Genomic DNA, 20,748 nt, shown 5'->3' with positions numbered 1-20,748 from the left:
TTCACGTTGGCTTTAATTTATTGTCCAAGTCGTGTATCGCAACTATAAGCGAAGTAAAACTCCTCCGGAAGATATTGAGCATAGACCTTCGTCCTGTTGTGCTTATTGATATACCACTCACCCATGAACGTGTAATTTGGGTCATCGCTAGTTATGAAATTAAACTTCTCTAGCTTTGTTTTATTAGTCGCTCCAACTTTTAGCGTCAGGGAGTTGTCGTTAAGTTTGTAGTTTCCTCTTGCCAGAAAGTCATATCCTATATTACTCTCAGTTTGCTCAGTTGCTCTCGCTATTACTACATTCTTGTTTGTCCGTATACAAATTTCATAAAGAAGGGATTTATAACCATATTGTTCATATACAATTGATAAAATACCTTTTGTTAACTCATTCGTAGAATACGGAAATGCGGTACTAGATGAGTCACTAGTACCAAAAGAATCACTAGTACCAAAAGAATCACTAGTACCAAAAGAATCACTAGTACCAAAAGAGTCGCCAGTTCCAAAAGAGTCGCTAGTTTCAAAAGAGTCGCTAGTTTCAAAAGAGTCGCTAGTTCCAAGCGAATCAATCATGGTATTATTGGTTTGGGTTACACTTCCGTGTAACTCTTGACTAATTCCATCACTAATTGTTTCAGCAGCAGATGCAATTGATTGTACAGTGCTTGCTAAAACCACTGTAGTAGGTAAAACAGCAAATAAATTAAATTTCACGATCTGTCCTTACAATACTTAAAATTTCTGTTTTTATCTTTGTTACTATTTCACATAGTATAGGTTTTATATTTAAGAAATAATCCTCCTTTTTATCCTCAGGTATATGATTTGTATGGTTGAATACTCCAAAAATGATGTACTTAAAGCTGCCAGATAAGACGAGCATAACCTCTCTTTCATTTGGATTTGACTCTAAATCACTGATGAAATTAGAAAGTACTGATTTTAATTCATTTAATGTGCGAGTCTTTTTTAAATCCTTGATAACAAAGTTTAATATTTCACGGCATCTATCTAAATTTTTTTTAAAGGTAAAGCTTATATGATTAAGATTGTTTACTGCTTTGAAGCTGTTTTCAAATAGTGAAAAGGAAAAAGGAATTGAGTTTTGTTTCAATTCCTTTGTTGGTATTGCACCATTTATCAATGCGCCATTACTTATATTCTCAACACTCAGCTCAGGATTAACATGAATTAGCGACTCAACTGCTTTTCTTGATTCATTGAATATTCGAGTTGTTAACACTCTTTCTGTTTGGTTACCTTGCACATAATGTTGTCCAGTGAAGCGACATCGGCTAAGATCATCTCTTTCGTTATAGTATTGAGAGTGCTTACAATGATGCAGTTTCTCATCAACAAAGCCATAATCACACCCAGATAATACAAACTTTTTAACACCCAGACTTACGAGTGCAGACATAGCGGTATTTGTAACGGTTGGATTGCTATAGTAAAGCGGAGTTATAGCATGCTCTTTTGTAATAATCTCTGTTGTAATGTCATTTGCTTTAAAAAAAACTAACCTATTCTTGAATGCGCGTAGAGTTTTATGATAGACGGTGTTTAAAGTTATCAATAGCGTGTTTTTCAATAGGGGACTGTTTAGGTAATTCTCTTTAATATAATAACCATCTCTACTTCTCTCCATTTCTACATGTATATGTGGAACAATGTCTTTTTTAAGTAGGCTCGATAATGATGTTCCACATGATACAATAATCCCATTAAATTTATTTATATCATCAATTATAAGATCTAGCGATGGGCCATTTCCTACAATCAAAGCTTTATGACTTTCTAGAAAAGAAAAATCTGATTTTTTAAAATTTTTTAGACTTTTTATGTTTTGATAGGAATGTTTTAAACTTATCATCTCATCTTCCATAAAGCCCCATAGACTTACGAAGGAGTTTCTCCATTCCTTAAATGAGTCATATATTTTGTCAAATAACTGACAGTTATAATGCCTAAATAAACTGATATCACTAAATATTCCACAACTTCGCTCAGATGAGTAGGATGCTAAACTATCTAAAAAGTCACTATAGCTCTTACATTTAAAGAGCTTTAGATTACCGCCGCGTGCTTTACACTCATTTTTTATCGTTTCAAGATCGATGTTAAATCGGCCTAAGGCTTCAAGTTTTTGATCCTGCTCAATAATTATCACATCTATATAATTTAGCTTGTTAAGTAATGCGGGAACATGATAACCAGCACCTAAGCCCAGAACGACCAGTGTACTGGATGTAGGTTTCGAGTTTGGTTTAAACCCTAATGCTGACGCAATGTCATGTGATTTATTGATAAATTGTTGATGGTAGTATTGTGTTTCAGCGATAGATAAATTTAGAGAAAGATGAGTTGGTCTATTAAAAAAAAGTTCCACTTGCTCAATGCATTGAACTTTAGGGTCAATGCCATAAAATTCTAACTCTATAGACTTAGCATGTAATTTATCTTGAATCTGTGGGAAGTGAGATTTGTTCTGCGAAATTTGAAAACTTGCTTTCATATATTATTCTAGTCCTTGATATCTAATTACTCGATAAGTATTAGAATTGAGTACCTATTTTAGCATCAAACCTGAAAATTATCCTTCAATTAAATAGAGACGTTACCAAGCGAAGAGCAGCCATAGATGAAGGATTGTAATCTATTCTAGAAGTAGCAGATAACCTTGTAGTTTACTCATTATTTAGTGATACGTTAGCTGGGTATTAAGCAATAGTTGGCATTGGTTTGATCAGCCATACTTTTAGCATGGCCAATCGGGGGCAATATATTTGTCTTTTACTCTTCGTTATCAGCAGTTTCAAAGTTCAAACTAAATTGGCCACTACGCTGTACTGAGAAAATAGCCTTTTGCCAATTTTCTTCTTGATTTGATGTTGCATTTTCGAACAAGCTTAGAAAAAGAACAGAGATTTCATCACTTACTGGTATAACGTGTGCTTGTTTTGGTGTGCTGGTGTCATAGTAAAAAGCGGAACACCTAGGCATATTATCGTCATGGTAGTCCAGTACGAGCCGGGCTTCACTCCATGGCTCTTTAATTTGTTGATATAGATACTGGCCCAATTGTTGTGGGACTCGTCGGTTTTCTTCTCGCATTCTAACTCCTTGTTATTTTGGCGGTAAATGTTGGTCTGGTTTTACTGACGGCTTTTGGCTTTAGTATGCACTAAAAATTTGGGGACCCCAAAACCCACCAGTATAAATATGATCGACTGACTCGCAGCATTACCCATGATAACCTTAGTGTAAAATAGGCCTGAAAGTATAAACATAAAGATAAAAAACGAAAGCACCGATGTTAGTAACACAACGACTTTTACCCATAGTTGAACTAGCTATGTCTCTGTCTGCTAATCAATACAGCAACGATAAAACCGATCAAAGAAACCAAAAAACAATAAAATGCTGTTCCGTGGTGATCAGGTATTTCCTTATTCATAGATGAGTAAACTGCTTTATTCATTTTCTGTCGCTTTAAAGAGGAGTTTCATAAAGTGCTCGGCGGCTCAATTACTCCTTGCAATCATAGCAACTCAATAAAATCATGGCATTTAAGCCAATAAATTAACCCGTATTTTGGTAAGAGTCGGGTGAAAAAGTGTCGCTTTTTTCTAGCGCTTGTCTGTCTGCTGTAGTGTGGCCAGATCTTTAGTGACTTGCAATTTTATTCGGTCTTATGAATAGCCCACTTTTAATAAAATTGAGTTGATCAAAGATTGTACATTGATTTTTACAAAAAACTGGCATTTTTCTGTTTGTTTTAGTCGTCCGACCCTTGGCTTTAAAGTTAATTGACAAGCATAGGTATTCTCCAAAGTCGTCCGTTACAAATGTCAAAGCGTTCGGCCGTGAAAAAAGTACTCTGTTGACCTGAACAGATTGTTTCAAAAGTTACATCATTCCCAGCCAAAAGTTCGTCAGGAAGATCTGACTTTGATGCTAAAGTGCTATATTAAATAAAACTACCATTAATACAAGTAGTTAATTCAAAACTTGCTACATTGCTTGTTTAGCTAATACCGTAAATTGCGATCTCTGTGTGCACGATATTTAACCTTTGTTTGCTCGCAGGCCATCACAATAGTCTGCTGGTTTTGGTTAATCATATGTAAATGGTTATTTTGCGTGTAATTATCTGTTATTAATATAATTCATATAATAACAGAGGCTATTACATCGTTAGGCTGGAATGCAAGTGTGTTTTTTAAAGTGGTATAATATTAATTTGATATTATGGTTGATCTAAAAAATTCGTTTGTGTATCGTATGCGCCGTTCGAGAATGTACATCAAAAGTCCAGATGTTTAGTGTGGTTTTTGTTTTCAGGGAAGTGTCTATCTCAACAAGTCGTAAGAAAGCTTAATGCAAACTGAATTACTCATTAAGCTTTATGACTTCCTCTCTGAATGCCTATAAAAAGTAAAATCCCTTAAAAAAACATATGTTTGCATAATTTTGAAGAAGATTTTCGAATGTTAACTTAGTATTCAGTTACAAACTGCATACTTGGTCTATGTAATTTCTTGTTAAATAGTTAAATCAAATGTATTTTCACTATTGTACTGGAAATTAAAAAGATTAATTGTTTCCAATAATCTAATTTGGATGTCTTATAATTGAGGCGGATATGGCTAGGAATGCTTTATTTATAATGGTTTTGTTTTTAACTGGTTGTATGTCTACTTACGTTAAGTTAGACGTGACGGCTACTGATAACATAAATTTAAACCAGTTTAACGAACCACTACCTGTGGTATTAAAGGTATATCAACTAACTGATATTCAAGCGTTTAAAAATTCGACATTTGAGCAGCTTTGGAAATCAGACAAATCAATTCTGGCTAACACTTTGGTCACGGTGGAAGAGCGCACCGTAAACCCCTCAGATCGTATTAAAATCGAGTTTGAACAAGCTGAATCAGCCAAGTATGTTGCGTTTGTGGCCTTATTTAGAGACCGAACGGGTGGAAACTGGCGCGCATTTTATGACTTAAATGATTGGCCAGTACCCTTATCTACTTCTCTAGATATTGAAATTACCAGTAATTCTCTCCGCTTACCTGAAGTTGAGGAGGATAAGTAATGCAGCGCAACAACGTGTATAAGCCCGTTTGGGCTGAAGGGCTAATGCTCAGTCAGCAGCACTTGCAGCTATTTGATCAATATCAGCAATCTCAACTAGCGAGTGTACAGCAAAGCCTTAGAGAAAACGCATTTGGTTTGGATAGAGTTGTTTTTGATGAATCAGCATTGGCCAAAGGCGTAGTCAAACTGCAAAGTATTGCTGCAATTTTCAAAAGTGGTCGCCATATCCATCATATTTTTGCTGACAACGAAGCACCTATGTTTGAGCTCGAGGATAACAAAAGCGAATACATTATTAGTGTGGCGCTTGCGAATAATCATTCAGTAAGCAATATCCAAGGTTACCCGCAAACTGGGCAGCTCAGTGCTTATGATTGTGATTTTGTTGAAATGCAAGATGCACATGATCCAAACCGAAAAGCAGAAGTAATGGTTGCTAAGCCCAAACTTATGCTGGTTGAGTACAGTGCAAGTAATAGCTTTATTGAGCAACTCCCTTGCATCAAAGTGGTTCGTGGTGAGCATGGGCAGTTTGAAATTGACTCAAGTTATATTCCACCGTTATTAAATATCAAAGCCCTTGGATATTTAGCCGAGCGCGTAAATAAACTCGTCAACATGGTTGAAGCTAAGTACACGGCATTGTTTACCAATCGTGCCAGCATGGGAATTGTAGAAGACTTTGGTCCAACAGAGCTTAAACACTTTTTGTTATTACAAACGTTTAGCTCTATTTTTCCCGAGATTAAACAGCTTAGTAGCACAGCGAAAACTAGCCCAGATGCTTTATTTATGGCGCTAAATAAACTGATCTGTCAACTGATCAATTTTGAGCCAGAAGCCAGTAAGTTCGAGCTACCAGTTTATGACCATCAAGACCTAACGCGCAGCTTTGGTTTGATTGAATCTCACATTCAGACTCTGATTGGTTCGATAAGCGCAGCACGCTCGTCTGATTTAGTACTCAGTGCTATCTCTCAGTCTATTTTCGAAGTTCAAGACTTAGAAAGCACGACCTTGACTCGCGGTGAATTGTATATTGCAGCTTTCTATGAACATGAATCTACCCAGTGGATTGAGCTATTTGCAGAGCAGGTTAAGCTGGCAGCGCCTAGTCAATTGGAAATCTTAATTGCGTCAGCGCTTGGTGGTGTGAAGTTAACACACTGTCAGCGTCCACCGAATAGAGTATCGGTTAAAGGTGGTTATGAATATTTTAAAGTCGAACCACACGGAGCTGCTTGGGAACAAGTTGTACAGGAATTAGCGTTAAGAATTTTTGTGCCATTTAGCCTTCAAGGCGTGAAACTTGAAGTGGTTTCGGTGGCAAGTAAATAGTTAGTAGGTAAAGGTCATGGAAGCGTCGAAAAATAAATCTGAACTAGTCGCCTGCATTTCTCCGGTACTTGAGGTGCTTACCTCAATTCGCCAGGGTGGGGCTGATCATCAAGGAGTTGATGGTCTACGCAGTAAAGTCATGGATGCTTTTGATGAATACGAAAAAAGTTGTTATGACGCACGGATCAGTGCATCAGACATGCAAGAAGCCAAATTTGCATTAACCGCTTTGGTCGACGAGCAAATCATGACGGCGCAGAAGCCGTATAGTATGGAATGGATGGCGCGACCTTTACAATTAGAGTTGTTTGGCAATATGCGTGCGGGGGAAGCTTTTTTTGAAAAGCTTGAAAATATCCGCCGTGCAGCGGCACAGCAACGCACTTTATTAGAAGTCTATTTTGTTTGTTTACAACTTGGCTTTGAGGGTATCTATAAGATCAAAGGCGTGGAGCAACTCAAAGCGTTGATGCTGGACGTTAGAGCACAATTAGAAGAGCTCACGGGGCCGGCAAAATTACAGCTTTCTGATAATGCAAAACCACAAGAAAGTATGGTAACCAAGGTGGGAAGAAATCTCCCGTACTGGGTTATTTTATCAGTAACGCTCGCCCTACTTGCTAGTATGTATGTTGGTTCAACGTATTTTATTGAGAATCGCGCGAACCAGCAAGTGGTGCAAATTGATAAGCATATTGAAGTCCTAACGCAGTTAGAGAAAACAGGGAAAGCGAGGTAACATCATGTCAGGAGTGAATCGTAGCGGGCTAGTGCACCTAGTCTTAGGATTTTTGTCATCTCGTGCAACGGCTCATTGGGTCGGTATATTCGCAATTTTAACGCTAATTTGGTTTGCAGGTCGGTTTATTGGCCTTGAGGATCAAAATCATCGTTTAATGGTGATGGGTGCTGTATTTGGCTTGTTTTGTCTTACTTTATTAGTTCGTTGGCTGTGGGTGAAGCGTTCTGGCGACAAGCTAGCGAAAGAAATTGCCAACAATCACGCGGGAACAGAAGCCGAAGTCGAAGAAATCAAAGCCAAAATGGAAGAGGCGCTGTCGGCATTAAAAGCGTCTCACCTAGGTGCAGGCTATCGTGGCAACGCTGCGTTGTATGCATTGCCTTGGTACATGATCATTGGTCCGTCTGCTGCAGGTAAGAGCACATTATTTGCAAACTCTGGACTGCACTTCCCTTATTCAAAATCTAATCAACTGCATATCCAAGGTTTTGGTGGTACGCGTAATTGTGACTGGTGGTTTTCAGATCAAGCCGTTTTAATTGATACTGCAGGTCGTTATACCACTGAAGAGTCAGATAATGATCAATGGTTATCATTCTTAAAGCTATTACGCAAATACCGCTCTAAACAGCCAATCAATGGCGTGATGGTTGCGATTAGTGTTGCCGACATCTTGACTTCTGACAGCGAACAGATCCGCGACCACGTTAAACAGATCCGCGCTCGTATTGATGAGTTAATCAACCAACTAGGACTTATCTTTCCAGTATATGTGGTGTTTACCAAGTGTGATTTGATCAGCGGCTTTGAGCCTTTCTTCAATGAATTAAGTGAAGATGAGCGTAAGCAACCCTGGGGCGCGTATTTACTTGAGGAAGATGGCACCAATACCGGTGAAGTGGCAAGCGAGAACTTTTCAAAACATCTTACAGGCTTGTATGAGCGCTTATGTGATCAACGCCTAGTTAAAATGACGCGTGAACGTAACGCCCAACGTAAACAACTGATTTATGATTTTCCCAATCAGTTCAAAGCAGCGTCAGCTAAAGTCGAAGAGTTTATTGACACATTATTTAAAGAAAACCCGTACCAGGAAGTACCGTGGTTTGCTGGTGTGTATTTTACCTCTGGTACGCAAGAAGGTACACCTATTGAGCGCAGCGCAACGAGCAAACTGTCTACATTTAGATCAGTATTGTTTGAGTATCGCCAAGAAAGCATAACTTCTGCGTTCTTTATCAACCAAGTATTCAAAGATGTGTTGTTTAAATTACAAGACCTTACCAGAGGTAACCGTAAAAAGCGCCGCGTACAAAAATGGCTAAAAGGCTTTGCTGTATGCTTGTGTGTAACGTCGGTATTTGCACTTGCGGGCTTATTGGTTAACTCCTATACCCACAATCAGCAGCTTTTAACAACCAGTGATAAATTAACGACTGCTGTTGTTAATACACGTGTAGAAAATCAGCCGCTGGCGGAGCAATTTAACTCAACTTTGTCTCTTTTTGCACACTATCAAGAGCTGATCGGTTATGAGAAAAAGCTGCCTTGGTATTTCTTACTTGGTGTTTACAGTGCTGACAACACCATAAAGCCAATAGAGCAGGTATTACGTCAACGTGTACAAGCGCTCATTGGTGAACCAAGTTCGGAGCTTGTGCAACAAGCACTATTTGAAAGTCACCAAAACTGGATTGCGCTGCTAAGTACAGAAGAGCAGGTTGCTAAACGTATCGAGCCAAAACTACGTGATAAGTACTATCAGGCACTAAAGCTGCAGCTTATGATGAGTAACGAGTTTGAACGTTTAAATAAAGACTATGCCAAGTCTGAATTATTAGACTACACGGCGGATCGCCTAGAGCTAACGCTAAACGAAGACACGCAAGCATTAACAGAGCAACTGTCAGGACTAATCGATTTTTACTTAGCCCAATTAGCGGTTGAGCCTGCACCGCAGCAGCTAGCGATTTGGCAGAGTAATGATTTCTTAGTGAACCAGGCTCGTTCAGACTTAATGAGTGCGCCAGAGCCGATTGCGCTGTATGAGCAGATCAAAGCAAAAGTCACAGTATCAAAAGCCGCATTAACGCTTGATCAAATGATGCAGCAAAACAACAAAACCTTCTTGCAGTCCAAAATCAGTATTCCATACGTTTACACCAAAGAAGCGTGGGAAAACGAAGTATATGACGCCATTAAGGTTAGTGCGAGTAAAGCATTTTCTGGCGACTGGGTTATGGGAACCGAGAACTCAGAAAGCCAAGGCTCTGTTGATGAAGCAAAAGCAAGCGCTTTGGTTAAATCTATTCGTGCGCTGTATTTCAGAGACTATGCCAATGTATGGTTTGAATTTTTAAATTCAGTAGAAATAAGTCCATTCAATACTAGTAACGCGGCGAGTTTAACCCTGGCTCAGCTGTCATCACCAGAAGGTCCATTAGTTGATTTAATGGCCTCAATTGACGACAACGTAAATCTAATTGATTCGCCAAGCAAAGTGATAGAAACGGAAAAGCTAGCTGATCAAGCTAATGCACTACTTGCAAAGTCCAAAAATAACAAGGTTAAAGATGCGAAAATAGAAACCGCTGCGAGAAAGCGTGTGCCTGAACTGTCGAGCCGCTTTGCAGATCTGCGTCGCTACACCGCAAAAGGAGAAGACAACGCACGCTCCGATTATCTTGAGCAATATCTGGGTGCTTTGAGTGCTTTTCATTCGGATATCAAAACAATTGCAGCGAGTAACAATGATGACTATATGGCCATGTCTTTTACTCAAACACTGTTGAACGGTGACAGCAAAAACCATGCACTTCAAAGTGCTTGGGTGGTAGTGGAAAGTCAAGTAAGAGCACTTGACCCTGATACCAAGCAAGCACTTGAAAAACTGCTAAAAGCACCACTTTTGGCGAGTGTGCAGACGGTAATGAATGAAGCAAAAGTACAACTCAATGAGCGTTGGTCTAATCAAGTATTTTTAACATACAAAGAAAATATCCGTGGAAAATACCCGTTCAATACCAGTGGTCCAGATGCTGCGGTTGAAGATATTAGTGAGCTGCTGAACCAAGAGTCGGGTGTGTTTTGGCAGTTTATGGCTGAAAACCTTTCTCCTTACCTGCGTTTAAAGCGTGGTGAGTGGGTAGAGAAAACGTGGAATGGCATTGGCATTGGCTTCAAGCCCGGTGTACTAGACAAGCTAACTAAAGCGAGAAAGGTAACGCGTTCGCTATTTCCTCGAGACGGTTCTGAGGTGGGTATTAGCTTCCAAATGATGCCTGTGGCGCAAAAGGGATTAAAAGAAACGTATATTGGCTTTAGTGACCAAAATTACCGTTATAGAAACGAGCCTGAAGAGTGGCGTCGTTTTAATTGGCCTGCAAGATCTGGAACAGAAAAAGCGGTGGTATATGGTTTAGACAGTGAAGGTCGCAGAATCGAAATCGAGAAATCAGGCCCTTGGGCGTTCCTTAAAGTCTTGAATGAAGCAAATGTGCAGTGGGTTCGTGGCACCGAATTTATGGCAACGTGGCAACTGCAAAGGGAAGCTGAAGACACTGCTGAGCCAATTCAAGTTCAAGTCGCACTTAAGTCGAGCAGAAACAGTGGCATATTCAGTAAATATTTTATGACGTCGTTTGCACTGCCAGAATCTTTATTTGATACCAAAGTGAGCGTGGCTTCTAATGAAAACTTGGTGTTGAGGTAATACGGGCATGTTCGGTTTTTTTAATAATAAGAAAGTCGCCAAGGTACCAACGACTCAGCCATTTGGATTTATGGGTAAAAACCCAATTCAAGCGGACTTTATTAAGTTTAACGTTGACTCAAGAGAAGCAATTACACTTGAACGCTGGCTTCAAGAAGGGTTTGCAGACATGAGTCGCCAAGCTTTGGTAAGCGATGGCGCAGCTCAAAAAGAGCAATCAACGCTATTTTTTATTGCTTCAGGTCAGGACGAAAACTGTTTATTAGGGACATTGCAGCCGAGTGAAGATAAAAGCGGAAGACAGTACCTATTTTGCTCGTTTGTATTATCGAGTAATGCGGATTACAAACAAAACCCGGCGTTTTTGTTTAGCGAATGTGGTAGTGCGTTTAAGTCATTAAGTTTAAACCATGAACTTATCAGAAATTGCAGTAGCGTTGAGCAAATGCGCCATAGTGCGCAGGAGCTTAAGCAGGTAAGCGAGCTGGTTTCGCAACCTATCGATTTCGATAAGGCAATGTCTTCACTACGAGCTTCACCGATACAGCGTGTATGGGATGCGCTTGAACTAGAAGATCTAGATCAGCGAGCACAATTAATCAGTCAAGTGATGTCTGCGCTTAAAATGATCAAAACCCAGGGTTGTTTGCGTTGTCAGTTTGGGTTGAAGTTACCGATGCCACAAGTGGGTGAAGATACTCAGCTGTTAGGTGCATTTTGGCTGCATCTCATTACCAATATGGTGGCCGATCATCACTGGCAGCCTTGGTGTTTTTATAACTATGGTCAATTGAGCCAGAAAGCCTCGCTAGTGGTGTATTGCAGGCCTATGCCGGCCTCGTATTTTGCGTCAGTTTGGCTTGAGCACAATAGCTTGTCGACGACCATTAATCTAACAGGGACTTTGCCACAACATCCAGTAACACCACATATGTATGAATTGGCAAAAGCATCAAATATGAGTGTTTTCGATGCGCTAAGAAGTTGGAGTAAGTTATGAGTCAACCACATAAGTATCAGAGCTGGCAGCAGTGGCGTGAAAACTTATTAGCGCCTCTAGGCGGCATGCCATGCGGTGACGATTTAAAATACGAAGAGTCATTTAAATTACTAAAAGCCTCTTCGTCAGGTGTTGCTGAGCCAGACTTCAAAGCTAACTTTATTTTGGCATCAGAGCTGTTAGAAAAACAAACTAAAGATATTCGCATTGCGTCGTATCTAGCGTTGGCCGCGACTAATGAGTTTGGACTTGAAGGTTTGATCCAATCGTTAGATTTGTTTAATCAGCTTTTGCAGCAGTATCAGGCGCAGATCCACCCAGTGAAAGAACGTGCGAGGGCATCGGTTCATACTTGGTTCTTACAACAACAACAGCGATTACTTGGTGTTGCGACAGCGCATAGCGCGACAATGCCAGAACAATGGCCAGAGTTAAAGCGTGTACTTGAACAATATGCAGCAGACTCTGTTGCGATACTTGATGCAGACTCAGGACCTCTTGCTGATTTAAAACACTGGTGTGAGCAAGGTTTGGTATCACAACCTGTGATCGCAAAGCCCACTGTGATTGAACAAGAGCCCGTTGAAAAGCAACAGGTGGTCACAGCAGAGCAGCCTCAAGTACAGCAACCTGTAGCGGCAACTTCACAGCCTGCGGCTATTGCCTCCAAGTCCGTTTCTACGGTTGCTATTGCCGCGGAAGCACCACAGTCAGACTCGGCTTATACCGAGCAAGTTCGTAAATTACTGGCTTACGACAAAGAAAGCCAAAATTGGATGCGCGCAATTCGTTTGGCACGTGCAGTGAGGTGGGGGGCGCTTGCATTACCACCACACGATAATGAGTTGAAAACGCGCTTACCAGCCCCAAGGCAAGCGGCATTTGTGCCTATTGAAAACGCCTTAGCTGCACAAAACTTTGCCCAAGCGTTAGAAAAAGCAGAAGCCTTATTCATGGAAGGGGCGATGCATTTTAACCTTAATTTACAAAGGCTAACCATCGCTGCACTTGAAGGGCTCAAGTTATTTAAAGAAGCACAGTGGATCGATTTAGAGCTCGCCGCAATCGCTGATCAATACCCAACACTGCTCAGCCTTAAATATGAAGACGGAAGTGAGTTTTGCTCAGCAGCAAATCGCGAGCGAATTGGCGAACATAAATTACTAAGCCAAGGTGACGGTGCAAGCACTGATGGCAATCAGAAAGTTTGGTTAGATAAATTTAAAGAAGCGAAGGCGCTTGTTGATCAAAATAAACTTTCGCAAGCACTGCAGCTAATGGAAGGGTTTGCACAAGACAAGTTCGATTTAGCAAAGCAAAAATTATATCAAGCACGTTTATTGATGCGCAGTGAACGCGCGGATCTTGCCTATCCAATGTTTGAGCAGTTACTACAAGACATTGAACAGTACCGACTGGATTTATGGCATGAGTCGTTTGCTCTAGAGGTTTGGCGTTATGCCAAGCAATGTAATGAAGCAATATCCTTGGAGCAAGGGGATGAATTTGACCTACGAGCAACCGCGATAAAGCAGCAGATGCTCGTAACCAAAGTAAGCTCAGCGATTGACTGGGTTTGATTGTTAACCGCTGGGCTTGTAACGGCAGGCGCAACGACTGATTAAATAAGGAAAGACTATGTCTGATACGTTTCAAAAAGAGATCCCAAGGGCGCGGATTAATATAGCGCTTGAGCTGGAAACCGAAGGTGCAACGCAAAAGAGCGAACTACCAATGAAAGTTTTGGTGGTTGGTGATTATTCCAACGGCCAAAACGACAGTGACCTCGCAGAGCGAGAGCGCATTGCTATAAATAAAAATAACTTAGAGCAAGTGCTTAAAGACATGTCACCAAAGGCAAACTTTCAAGTATCGAACAAAATTGCGGGTGATGGTGAAATTGGTATTAACCTGACGTTTGATGATTTTAAGTCATTCGATCCAGAACAAGTTGCAGCCCAAGTGCCAGAGCTTAACAAGATGATGTCAATGCGTAACCTATTACGTGATCTGAAATCTAACTTGCTCGATAACTCAACGCTAAGAAAAGAGCTTGAGCGTATTTTGCAAAATAAACCAGAGCTTGATGAGTTAAAAGCACGCCTAAACGAGTTAGCGCCGCTTTTGTCTGAGCAAGAAAAACAACCGCAAGAGTAAGGACACGAACCGATGAATATGCAAGAAACGTTAAACGTTGAAGCGCGCAAAGAAGAGACGTTGACAGCTTCAGCTTATGAAACAATCTGTAATCTTGTGTCTATTGAGCCGGTTTCAAGCGAAATCAGCATAGATAACTTCCGTGATGCTAATAACCTTGCGGAAACCGACACCAATGAGCGCTTAACTGCTGCTATCAATGTCTTTTTAGATATGGCCACTAATGACAGCAAAGAAGTGTCGCGTATCGACAAGTTATTGCTTGATGACTACATCGCCAAAGTTGACAAAATTATTTCTGAACAGCTGGACGAAATTTTACATCACCCGCAGTTTCAAAAAGTAGAGTCGGCGTGGCGTTCACTGCGTTATTTGGTGAATCGTTGTCCAAATAACTCAAACGTAAAGCTTGAGCTACTTGATGTTGATAAAGAAACGCTACGTGATGACTTCGAAGAAGCACCAGATACCACGCAATCTGCGCTCTATAAGCAAGTATATACGGCTGAGTATGACACACCTGGGGGCGAGCCAATTTCGACTATGGTGTCAAACTTTGAATTTGATTGTTCAGCGCCGGATGTGTCGTTATTGCAAGAAATTTCAAGGGTATCTGCGGCAGCACATTGTCCTTTCTTAGGTAGTGTTGGTGCTAAATTCTTCCTAAAAGACTCGCTTGAAGAAGTGTCAAAAATTCAGGATTTAGGCTCTTATATGGAGCGTGCTGAGTTTTTACGTTGGAAGAACTTCCGTGAATCAGAAGATGCACGTTACATTGGCTTAGCATTTCCGCGCTTCTTGCTGCGTTTACCATATGGTGACTTAAATCCAATTCGCCACTTTAACTATCAAGAAGACGTTAGCAGTGAGCATCATGAACGTTATCTATGGGGTAACGCGACATTTGCGTTCGCGGCAAATATCGTTCGTAGCTTCCATCAAAATGGTTGGGCGGTAAATATTCGTGGTCCACAGTCTGGCGGTCGCGTTGAAAATCTACCTCTGCATTCTTTTGAGGCTGGTCGTGGTCAAGAAACTAAGATCCCAACGGAAGTGCTGATCTCTGAAACTAAAGAGCTTGAGTTTGCAAACCAAGGGTTTATCCCTCTGAGCTATTACAAAAACAGTGACTTTGCGTGTTTCTTCTCTGCAAACAGTGCGCAAAAGCCACAAATTTTTGAGACACCGGAAGCCACCTCTAACTCGCGGATCAATGCAAGATTACCTTACATCTATTTGGTATCGCGTATTGCACACTATATGAAGGTGATCCAGCGTGAAAATATCGGCTCCAGCAAACCTCGTCATGAGCTAGAACAGCAACTTAATGATTGGTTAGGTGCATTAGTTACTAAGATGAATAATCCAGACGAGTCTCTAATTGCTACGCACCCGTTAAAGGATGCCAACGTGACGGTTTCGGAGATCCCAGGTAACCCAGGTTATTACCGTGTGAATACGTATGTGGTTCCACACTTCCAAGTAGAAGGTATCGACGTACGCCTCGCACTCGTTGGGCAAATGCCTGGCGAAAAATGAAGGCCACCTGAAGAACCGATGAAGCGTATATAGGGCAGTGAAAGCTGCCCATTATTAAGAATGAAGCCTTAATATAATGAGGTTTAGAAATAGCGGTTTGGACTTTTGAGATGCCAGCTGAGCTTGCGTTCAATAGTAAGAAAAGAAAAAATTTTAAACCGTGTTAGATTGATAAGTTCAACGATTGAAAATTGGTTACTGGTAAAAAATAAAATTTAATATGATTGCTGGTATTAAATGGTGTATTTATGAATATAAAAGCGAGCCATTTTATTTGGAAGGTTATATTTTTAGTGCAGCTTTCCTTAACACTATTTTCAATATATGAAAATCAATTTTTAATCTTGTCTGAGATTAGGGTTTCACTTGTAGAAGTTGTCGTTCTTATTACTGATGGATTAGTGTTGGTAGCAAACTTACTGCTGATTTTACAAGTGCGTATGTTAAGCCAAAGAACATGGTGTTTGGTAGTTTTGGTATGGTGGTTTGTAAATATTTACAGTTTACTAAATGAATTTTACTTAGGCGGTTATACTTCGTCTGAAATGTTGTTTTTTGGAAATGTAATCTGGTTTTTAATTTTATTCTCCCTGCCTGTACTTAAGTACGGAAGCTTTATAGGAGAACCCATTAAAGCTGAGTAAAGTTAAAACGATTTATACTTCCATGATGCACTTTAGTGCATGCGTTAAACTGTGGAATTGACGTGCGTCTTAAGCTCGTTGGTCAAAAGCCAAGTATAAATAAAAGCCACTGATAAAAACGAATAAACATATCTAAGGCTGAGATAGCCCTAGAAAAAAGCGATAAGGCAATGGATTGTCATGTTTAAACGAAAAATATGTAGCTGGTTGATGGTGTTAAGTACAGTTCTAGTGACTAACTTTGCTTATAGTCAAGGGCTGACACCTGAGCTCTTTTTCGCAAAAAAGAAATTGCAAGAAGCTGCTATCTCTTATACTGCGGCGATGGAAACGTGTTTTGAGTATGCTCCACGAGTTACGCCAAGTCAGTTAAAAGTAGATAAATTGGAGACAGAATTAGTTGTAGAGGCTGTCAATTATCTGCATTACTTAACGCTTAATGATTGTATGCAAGACCATGATGTTTACTTTTTAAAGGCGGTTGAGCACTACAATCAAACGGCGCCAAAGGATGAGTTAATCACGGTAGACAGTTTTGTGACGCATAGATGGAATGAAGAGCTTCGAGCTGAATTCGAATTTAAACAGTTACCCGAAGCGGTCCAGCAGCACTTTTTGCAGCTGGATATACTAAAAACGCCATTTGATGCGGCGACGTTAGTGATGGAATTACGTGGTGACTTATAACATGTAGTGAAAGATTGCCCCAAGTTGGCTGCCACCAACTTGGGACATGTTCCCAAATTGGCATAAAGCGTGGCGCTTTGTTTGGGGATCAAACGTGAAAAACACGCGTTTGATCAATGCCTTTAATAATTAGGAAACATCTTATCTTAAAAGGAGAAATTAAAAATGGCAATTCCAGCGTATATGTGGTTAAAGGACGACCAAGGTAACGACGTTAAAGGTTCAGTAACTGTAGCTGAGCGTGAAGGTTCAATTGAGATTTTGCATTTCGATCACGAATTGCGTATCCCAACTGATAACGACACGGGCGAGCTAACAGGTACTCGTAAGCACGAGCCTTTTGTTATCACAAAAGCTGTGGATGCTGCTACTCCGTACATGTACAAAGCGTGTTCAAACGGTCAAACATTAAAGCAACTTGAGCTTAAATGGTACCGTATTGATGACACGGGTACTGAGCGTGAGTACTTCCGCCATACGCTTGAAGACGTGAAAATCACTTCAATCACGCCAACAATGCACAACGTTAAAGATTTGGATAAAGAGCGTTATCCTCACCTTGAAACAGTGCACATGCGCTACAAGCGCATCACTTGGACGTACCTAGACGGTAACATTGAGTTCTCTGACTCATGGACTGAAGGTCGTTAATTTCGAGTGTTGGAGGCCTGTTGGCCTCCTTTTCAAGCTTATACTAGTTCGTGCAATGAATAGAGAGCGTATTTTTCTATGGCCTTATTTGATTTGCTAGCTCAGCCATCACGCCAAGCCTATAGTGATAACAATTTATCACATCTAAGCGACAGCGTATGTAAACACCTAACGCAACTATTGAATGCGCGTAGGGGAGTGCTTGAGCATTTAGGCGATTATGGTTTACCGGATGTGGAAGATCTATATGAAGGGCTGCCTTATTCGCAGCAAACACTTGCCAATGAAGTAAAAAGAACCATAGAAAAGTACGAACCAAGAATTACCAACCTCATCGTTCGACCCATCGACATAAAAGAGGAAAACTGTGTGATTCGATTTGAGATAAGAGCGCAATTAAAAACCGGCGAGATAATCAGATTGAATACTAAGTTTGCGTCAGGTGGTAAAGCAAACGTCAATGCAGGAGGAGCAGACTAATGGATATGCAGCAATATTTTGATGCGCAAATGAGGCTGTTAACACAAGCAGGTAAACAATTTGCTCAGCAGTATCCTGAACATGCCGGTTTTTTAAATATTGACGCATTAAAGGATAGAGATCCCCATGTTGAGCGCTTGCTCGAAGGAGTCGCTTATTTAACGGCATTTACGCAAAAGCGATTGGACGAGACGCTACCTGAAGTGTCTGAGCAAGTACTCAGACAGATTTGCCCAATATTATTAAACTACTATCCGTCTACGACGGTGCTAGAGTTTGCGCCAAAACTCACCATGCAAGGGTTGGTGAGTGTGCCAAAAGGCGCGAAAATCTCTTCCCATAAAAGTGACAACGCTCCTGTGGCTTGTCACTTTACTACCACCGCAGAAACGAAAGTGCTGCCGTTTGAGATCTATTCTGTGGACTATCATGAGATCCACACTGGTGCGACGTTAAACTTGCACCTCAAGCGGTTAGGCCAAGGCAGTTTAGATGATTACGATCTCTCTAAATTGCGGGTGTATTTACGTGGTGACACGCCGCTTTGTGCCAGTCTTTATCAAATGATGAAGAACCCAAACGCAGCGATAGAGGTTGAGACTGGAAGGTTGGGAAGTACGACGCAATATACCTTGAACAAGTCAAAAATAGATGCAGCTTTTCATAAAGACAGCACCGGAATGCTGCCGAACAGCGAACAGAGTCATCCCGCTTATGCCTTGCTACTTGATTACTTTAACTCTCGTGAAAAGTTCTATTTTGTTGAACTAACGGGACTGGATACGCTAAATATTGATCCAGACACTAATACTATCAGCATCAAAATAGCCAGTGATATTAAATTACCGCCCGGTAACAAAGTAAACGCAGATAATATTCTGCTTAATTGTGTACCCGCGGTAAATATCTATCCGGTAGATGCCGAGCCTATCCGAGTCAGTGAAAACCAAACCGAATACCAACTACATCCAGTGCAAAATAAGCTTGGAGAGAGCTTTTGTTATAGCGTTAAGTCGGTACAAGGCGCAAGCAGTAGCACTGGGGAAGCCATCGACTTTGTTTCTCGATATAGCACGGTATATGAAGATAACGCCCATTTGTATTCACTGATAAGCCGCGATATTGGCGGGGTATCGCCACAGACGTACATTCAGCTTTCAATGCAAGAAGTGGGTGATATTACTACTTTATCGACTGAGCTGTTGGCACATAACGCGGCGTGGCCAAGGCAAACACTGCAAGAGGGTGATATCAATGCACAAAGCGCTGATGTACCGTCGGTACTTAGCGTTAAAAATGTCGTAAGACCGAGCAAGTTGCTTAATTCTCCTGATCAGGCTTTACATTGGCAGCTCATTAGCTTGTTGAATATGCGTTTCTCTCAACTTGCGGAACCAACCCAGCTGAAAAAGCTATTGGCGCTGTTTGATTGGTCGGAGCGATCTGAAAATCGAAATCGTATCGAGAGCATCCAAGGCGCTGAGTCTAAACCTATCTCATTGCTACAAAAGGGCGTGTTTGTTAAAGGAATAGAGATACATTTAACCCTAAACGAAAAGAGCTTTGTTTGTACAGCCGACGCTTACCATTTTTGCGATGTGTTGCATCAGTTCTTTAAACTATATGCACCAATCAACGAGTGCTTAAAAACCCGAGTAACGCTGCTGCCAAGTTACCACGAGTGGGAGTGGGATGTGACTGCAGGCGATAGTTATCAGGTGTAAATGATGGAGCAGCAAAACCAACCTATTTGGGCAAAACTGCCAGAGCCAATCGCTAAATTGATGGCAACACCTTGGCGTTTTAGTTTGTACAAGGCGCTAACGCTTATTGAACAGCACTGGGCTAGCAATAACGAGTTACAAAGTGGCCACAGTCATCGCGTTGAAATTGCCCCCTATAAGGAACTTGGATTTCCAGCTTCAGATGTTAGACGCTGCGAATTACAAGTAAAGCAACGAGGCAAGCTAAGGCTCGAAACATCATTCCTCGGTTTGTATGGCGTTGATGCTGCGATGCCGCACTACTTGTTAGAACAAGCCGCAGGAGACGAGGAGATAGGAGCTAGAACACGTGCATTTTTAGATCTCTTCAATCATGTACTGTATTGCCAGCTATTTCAAAGTTGGAAAAAGTCTCAGATTAATCTCGCCGGCATTGGCGCGCAGCAATTTGACCAGATAGTTGCTGCGGTATTTGAAAATAATCAGTCAGATAAAAGCAAACTAAACCTCATTAGTGCTAAACAAACCAGTGCTGCTGGGCTTGAACAAGTATTAAAGCAAGCGCTACAAGATGAAAGCTTAACGATTAAAGACAATATCGTTGAATGGGAAGGTATTACTGAAGCGGGCAAGCTAGGGTCAAAACATAGCGGTTTTTCATTGGGTGGCAATGGCGTATTGGGTAAACGCGTACTGGTTACCGGCAATCGTATTTGCATTGAGCTTGGTCCAATGGACGAGGCTGAGGCGCACCTATATGAGCCAGGTGGTGTAAAGGCGAAACGTTTATCACAATTATTAAATTGGCACACCTCCACCAAAATGAACTGGCAGCTGTTAGTACAGATCAATCGCCAAGCACGCGAGGGGACTCGATTAGGGGCTGGCAAGCTTGGGATAAGTTGTGCGATAGGTAAAGTTAACGCACGCGTAGAGAAGAAAATATATTCACAATCACAGTTTTAATGC

At 41.0% G+C, this 20,748-nt stretch carries 17 protein-coding genes; 14 read left to right on the top strand and 3 right to left on the bottom strand.

Translation table 11 applies throughout. The features are described from left to right. Nucleotides 1–17: 17 nt before the first annotated feature. From DRB05_RS22680 to DRB05_RS18180, 3 genes are all read right to left on the bottom strand, one after another. Nucleotides 18–716 carry a hypothetical protein gene (locus DRB05_RS22680; protein ID WP_161568701.1) on the bottom strand — a complete coding sequence of 233 codons (699 nt, stop codon included), beginning with the start codon at nt 714–716 and terminating at the stop codon, nt 18–20. Continuing rightward, nucleotides 706–2,517: a 6-hydroxymethylpterin diphosphokinase MptE-like protein gene (locus tag DRB05_RS18185; protein ID WP_128728178.1), complete on the bottom strand. Its 1,812-nt coding sequence runs from the start codon at nt 2,515–2,517 to the stop codon at nt 706–708. Before DRB05_RS18185 ends, DRB05_RS22680 begins: the two co-directional genes overlap by 11 nt. Before the next feature lie 278 nt (nt 2,518–2,795). Beyond that, on the bottom strand, nt 2,796–3,116 hold the full coding sequence (locus DRB05_RS18180) for a hypothetical protein (protein ID WP_128728177.1): 321 nt from the start codon (nt 3,114–3,116) through the stop codon (nt 2,796–2,798). A 1,531-nt stretch (nt 3,117–4,647) separates the two neighbouring features. Here DRB05_RS18180 and tssJ point away from each other — a divergent pair. From tssJ to tssG, 14 genes are all read left to right on the top strand, one after another. Next, the gene (tssJ, locus tag DRB05_RS18165; protein ID WP_096040868.1) at nt 4,648–5,103 is read left to right on the top strand and encodes a type VI secretion system lipoprotein TssJ; all 456 of its coding nucleotides are present in this window, start codon (nt 4,648–4,650) and stop codon (nt 5,101–5,103) included. Continuing rightward, complete coding sequence (gene tssK / locus DRB05_RS18160; protein WP_128728176.1) at nt 5,103–6,443, top strand: type VI secretion system baseplate subunit TssK; 1,341 nt, start codon at nt 5,103–5,105, stop codon at nt 6,441–6,443. The genes tssJ and tssK overlap by 1 nt, the downstream gene beginning before the upstream one ends. 16 nt (nt 6,444–6,459) lie before the next feature. Further along, a complete protein-coding gene (gene icmH, locus DRB05_RS18155; protein WP_128728175.1) occupies nt 6,460–7,182 on the top strand; it encodes a type IVB secretion system protein IcmH/DotU in 723 nt (240 codons plus the stop codon). 4 nt (nt 7,183–7,186) lie between these two features. Then, entirely contained in the window at nt 7,187–10,897 is a 3,711-nt protein-coding gene (tssM, locus tag DRB05_RS18150) for a type VI secretion system membrane subunit TssM (RefSeq protein WP_128728174.1), read from the top strand. Nucleotides 10,898–10,904: 7 nt separating this feature from the next. Then, the gene (gene tagF / locus DRB05_RS18145) at nt 10,905–11,897 is read left to right on the top strand and encodes a type VI secretion system-associated protein TagF (protein WP_128728173.1); all 993 of its coding nucleotides are present in this window, start codon (nt 10,905–10,907) and stop codon (nt 11,895–11,897) included. Beyond that, the gene (locus DRB05_RS18140) at nt 11,894–13,477 is read left to right on the top strand and encodes a TssA family type VI secretion system protein (RefSeq protein WP_128728172.1); all 1,584 of its coding nucleotides are present in this window, start codon (nt 11,894–11,896) and stop codon (nt 13,475–13,477) included. Before tagF ends, DRB05_RS18140 begins: the two co-directional genes overlap by 4 nt. 58 nt (nt 13,478–13,535) lie before the next feature. Next, nucleotides 13,536–14,054 (top strand): type VI secretion system contractile sheath small subunit, encoded by a 519-nt coding sequence (gene tssB / locus DRB05_RS18135; RefSeq protein ID WP_128728171.1) that lies wholly within the window; start codon nt 13,536–13,538, stop codon nt 14,052–14,054. A gap of 12 nt (nt 14,055–14,066) precedes the next feature. Beyond that, nucleotides 14,067–15,593, top strand: a complete 1,527-nt coding sequence (gene tssC / locus DRB05_RS18130) for a type VI secretion system contractile sheath large subunit (RefSeq protein ID WP_010377056.1) — start codon at nt 14,067–14,069, stop codon at nt 15,591–15,593. A 248-nt stretch (nt 15,594–15,841) separates the two neighbouring features. After that, the gene (locus DRB05_RS18125; RefSeq protein WP_128728170.1) at nt 15,842–16,237 is read left to right on the top strand and encodes a hypothetical protein; all 396 of its coding nucleotides are present in this window, start codon (nt 15,842–15,844) and stop codon (nt 16,235–16,237) included. Nucleotides 16,238–16,417: 180 nt separating this feature from the next. Next, complete coding sequence (locus DRB05_RS18120; RefSeq protein WP_193554584.1) at nt 16,418–16,924, top strand: hypothetical protein; 507 nt, start codon at nt 16,418–16,420, stop codon at nt 16,922–16,924. A gap of 165 nt (nt 16,925–17,089) precedes the next feature. Next, nucleotides 17,090–17,575 (top strand): Hcp family type VI secretion system effector, encoded by a 486-nt coding sequence (locus DRB05_RS18115; RefSeq protein ID WP_010377064.1) that lies wholly within the window; start codon nt 17,090–17,092, stop codon nt 17,573–17,575. A gap of 78 nt (nt 17,576–17,653) precedes the next feature. Further along, nucleotides 17,654–18,055: a type VI secretion system baseplate subunit TssE gene (gene tssE, locus DRB05_RS18110; RefSeq protein ID WP_039495807.1), complete on the top strand. Its 402-nt coding sequence runs from the start codon at nt 17,654–17,656 to the stop codon at nt 18,053–18,055. After that, nucleotides 18,055–19,779 (top strand): type VI secretion system baseplate subunit TssF, encoded by a 1,725-nt coding sequence (tssF, locus tag DRB05_RS18105; RefSeq protein ID WP_128728169.1) that lies wholly within the window; start codon nt 18,055–18,057, stop codon nt 19,777–19,779. The genes tssE and tssF overlap by 1 nt, the downstream gene beginning before the upstream one ends. Next, nucleotides 19,780–20,745, top strand: coding sequence for a type VI secretion system baseplate subunit TssG (tssG, locus tag DRB05_RS18100; protein WP_239965775.1), 966 nt, complete (start codon nt 19,780–19,782; stop codon nt 20,743–20,745). Nucleotides 20,746–20,748 lie beyond the last annotated feature (3 nt).

The organism is Pseudoalteromonas sp. A757 (assembly GCF_004103285.1).
Taxonomy (GTDB): domain Bacteria; phylum Pseudomonadota; class Gammaproteobacteria; order Enterobacterales; family Alteromonadaceae; genus Pseudoalteromonas; species Pseudoalteromonas galatheae.
Note: the sequence above shows the minus strand (reverse complement) of the source record. Positions and strands in the feature narration are given on the sequence as shown.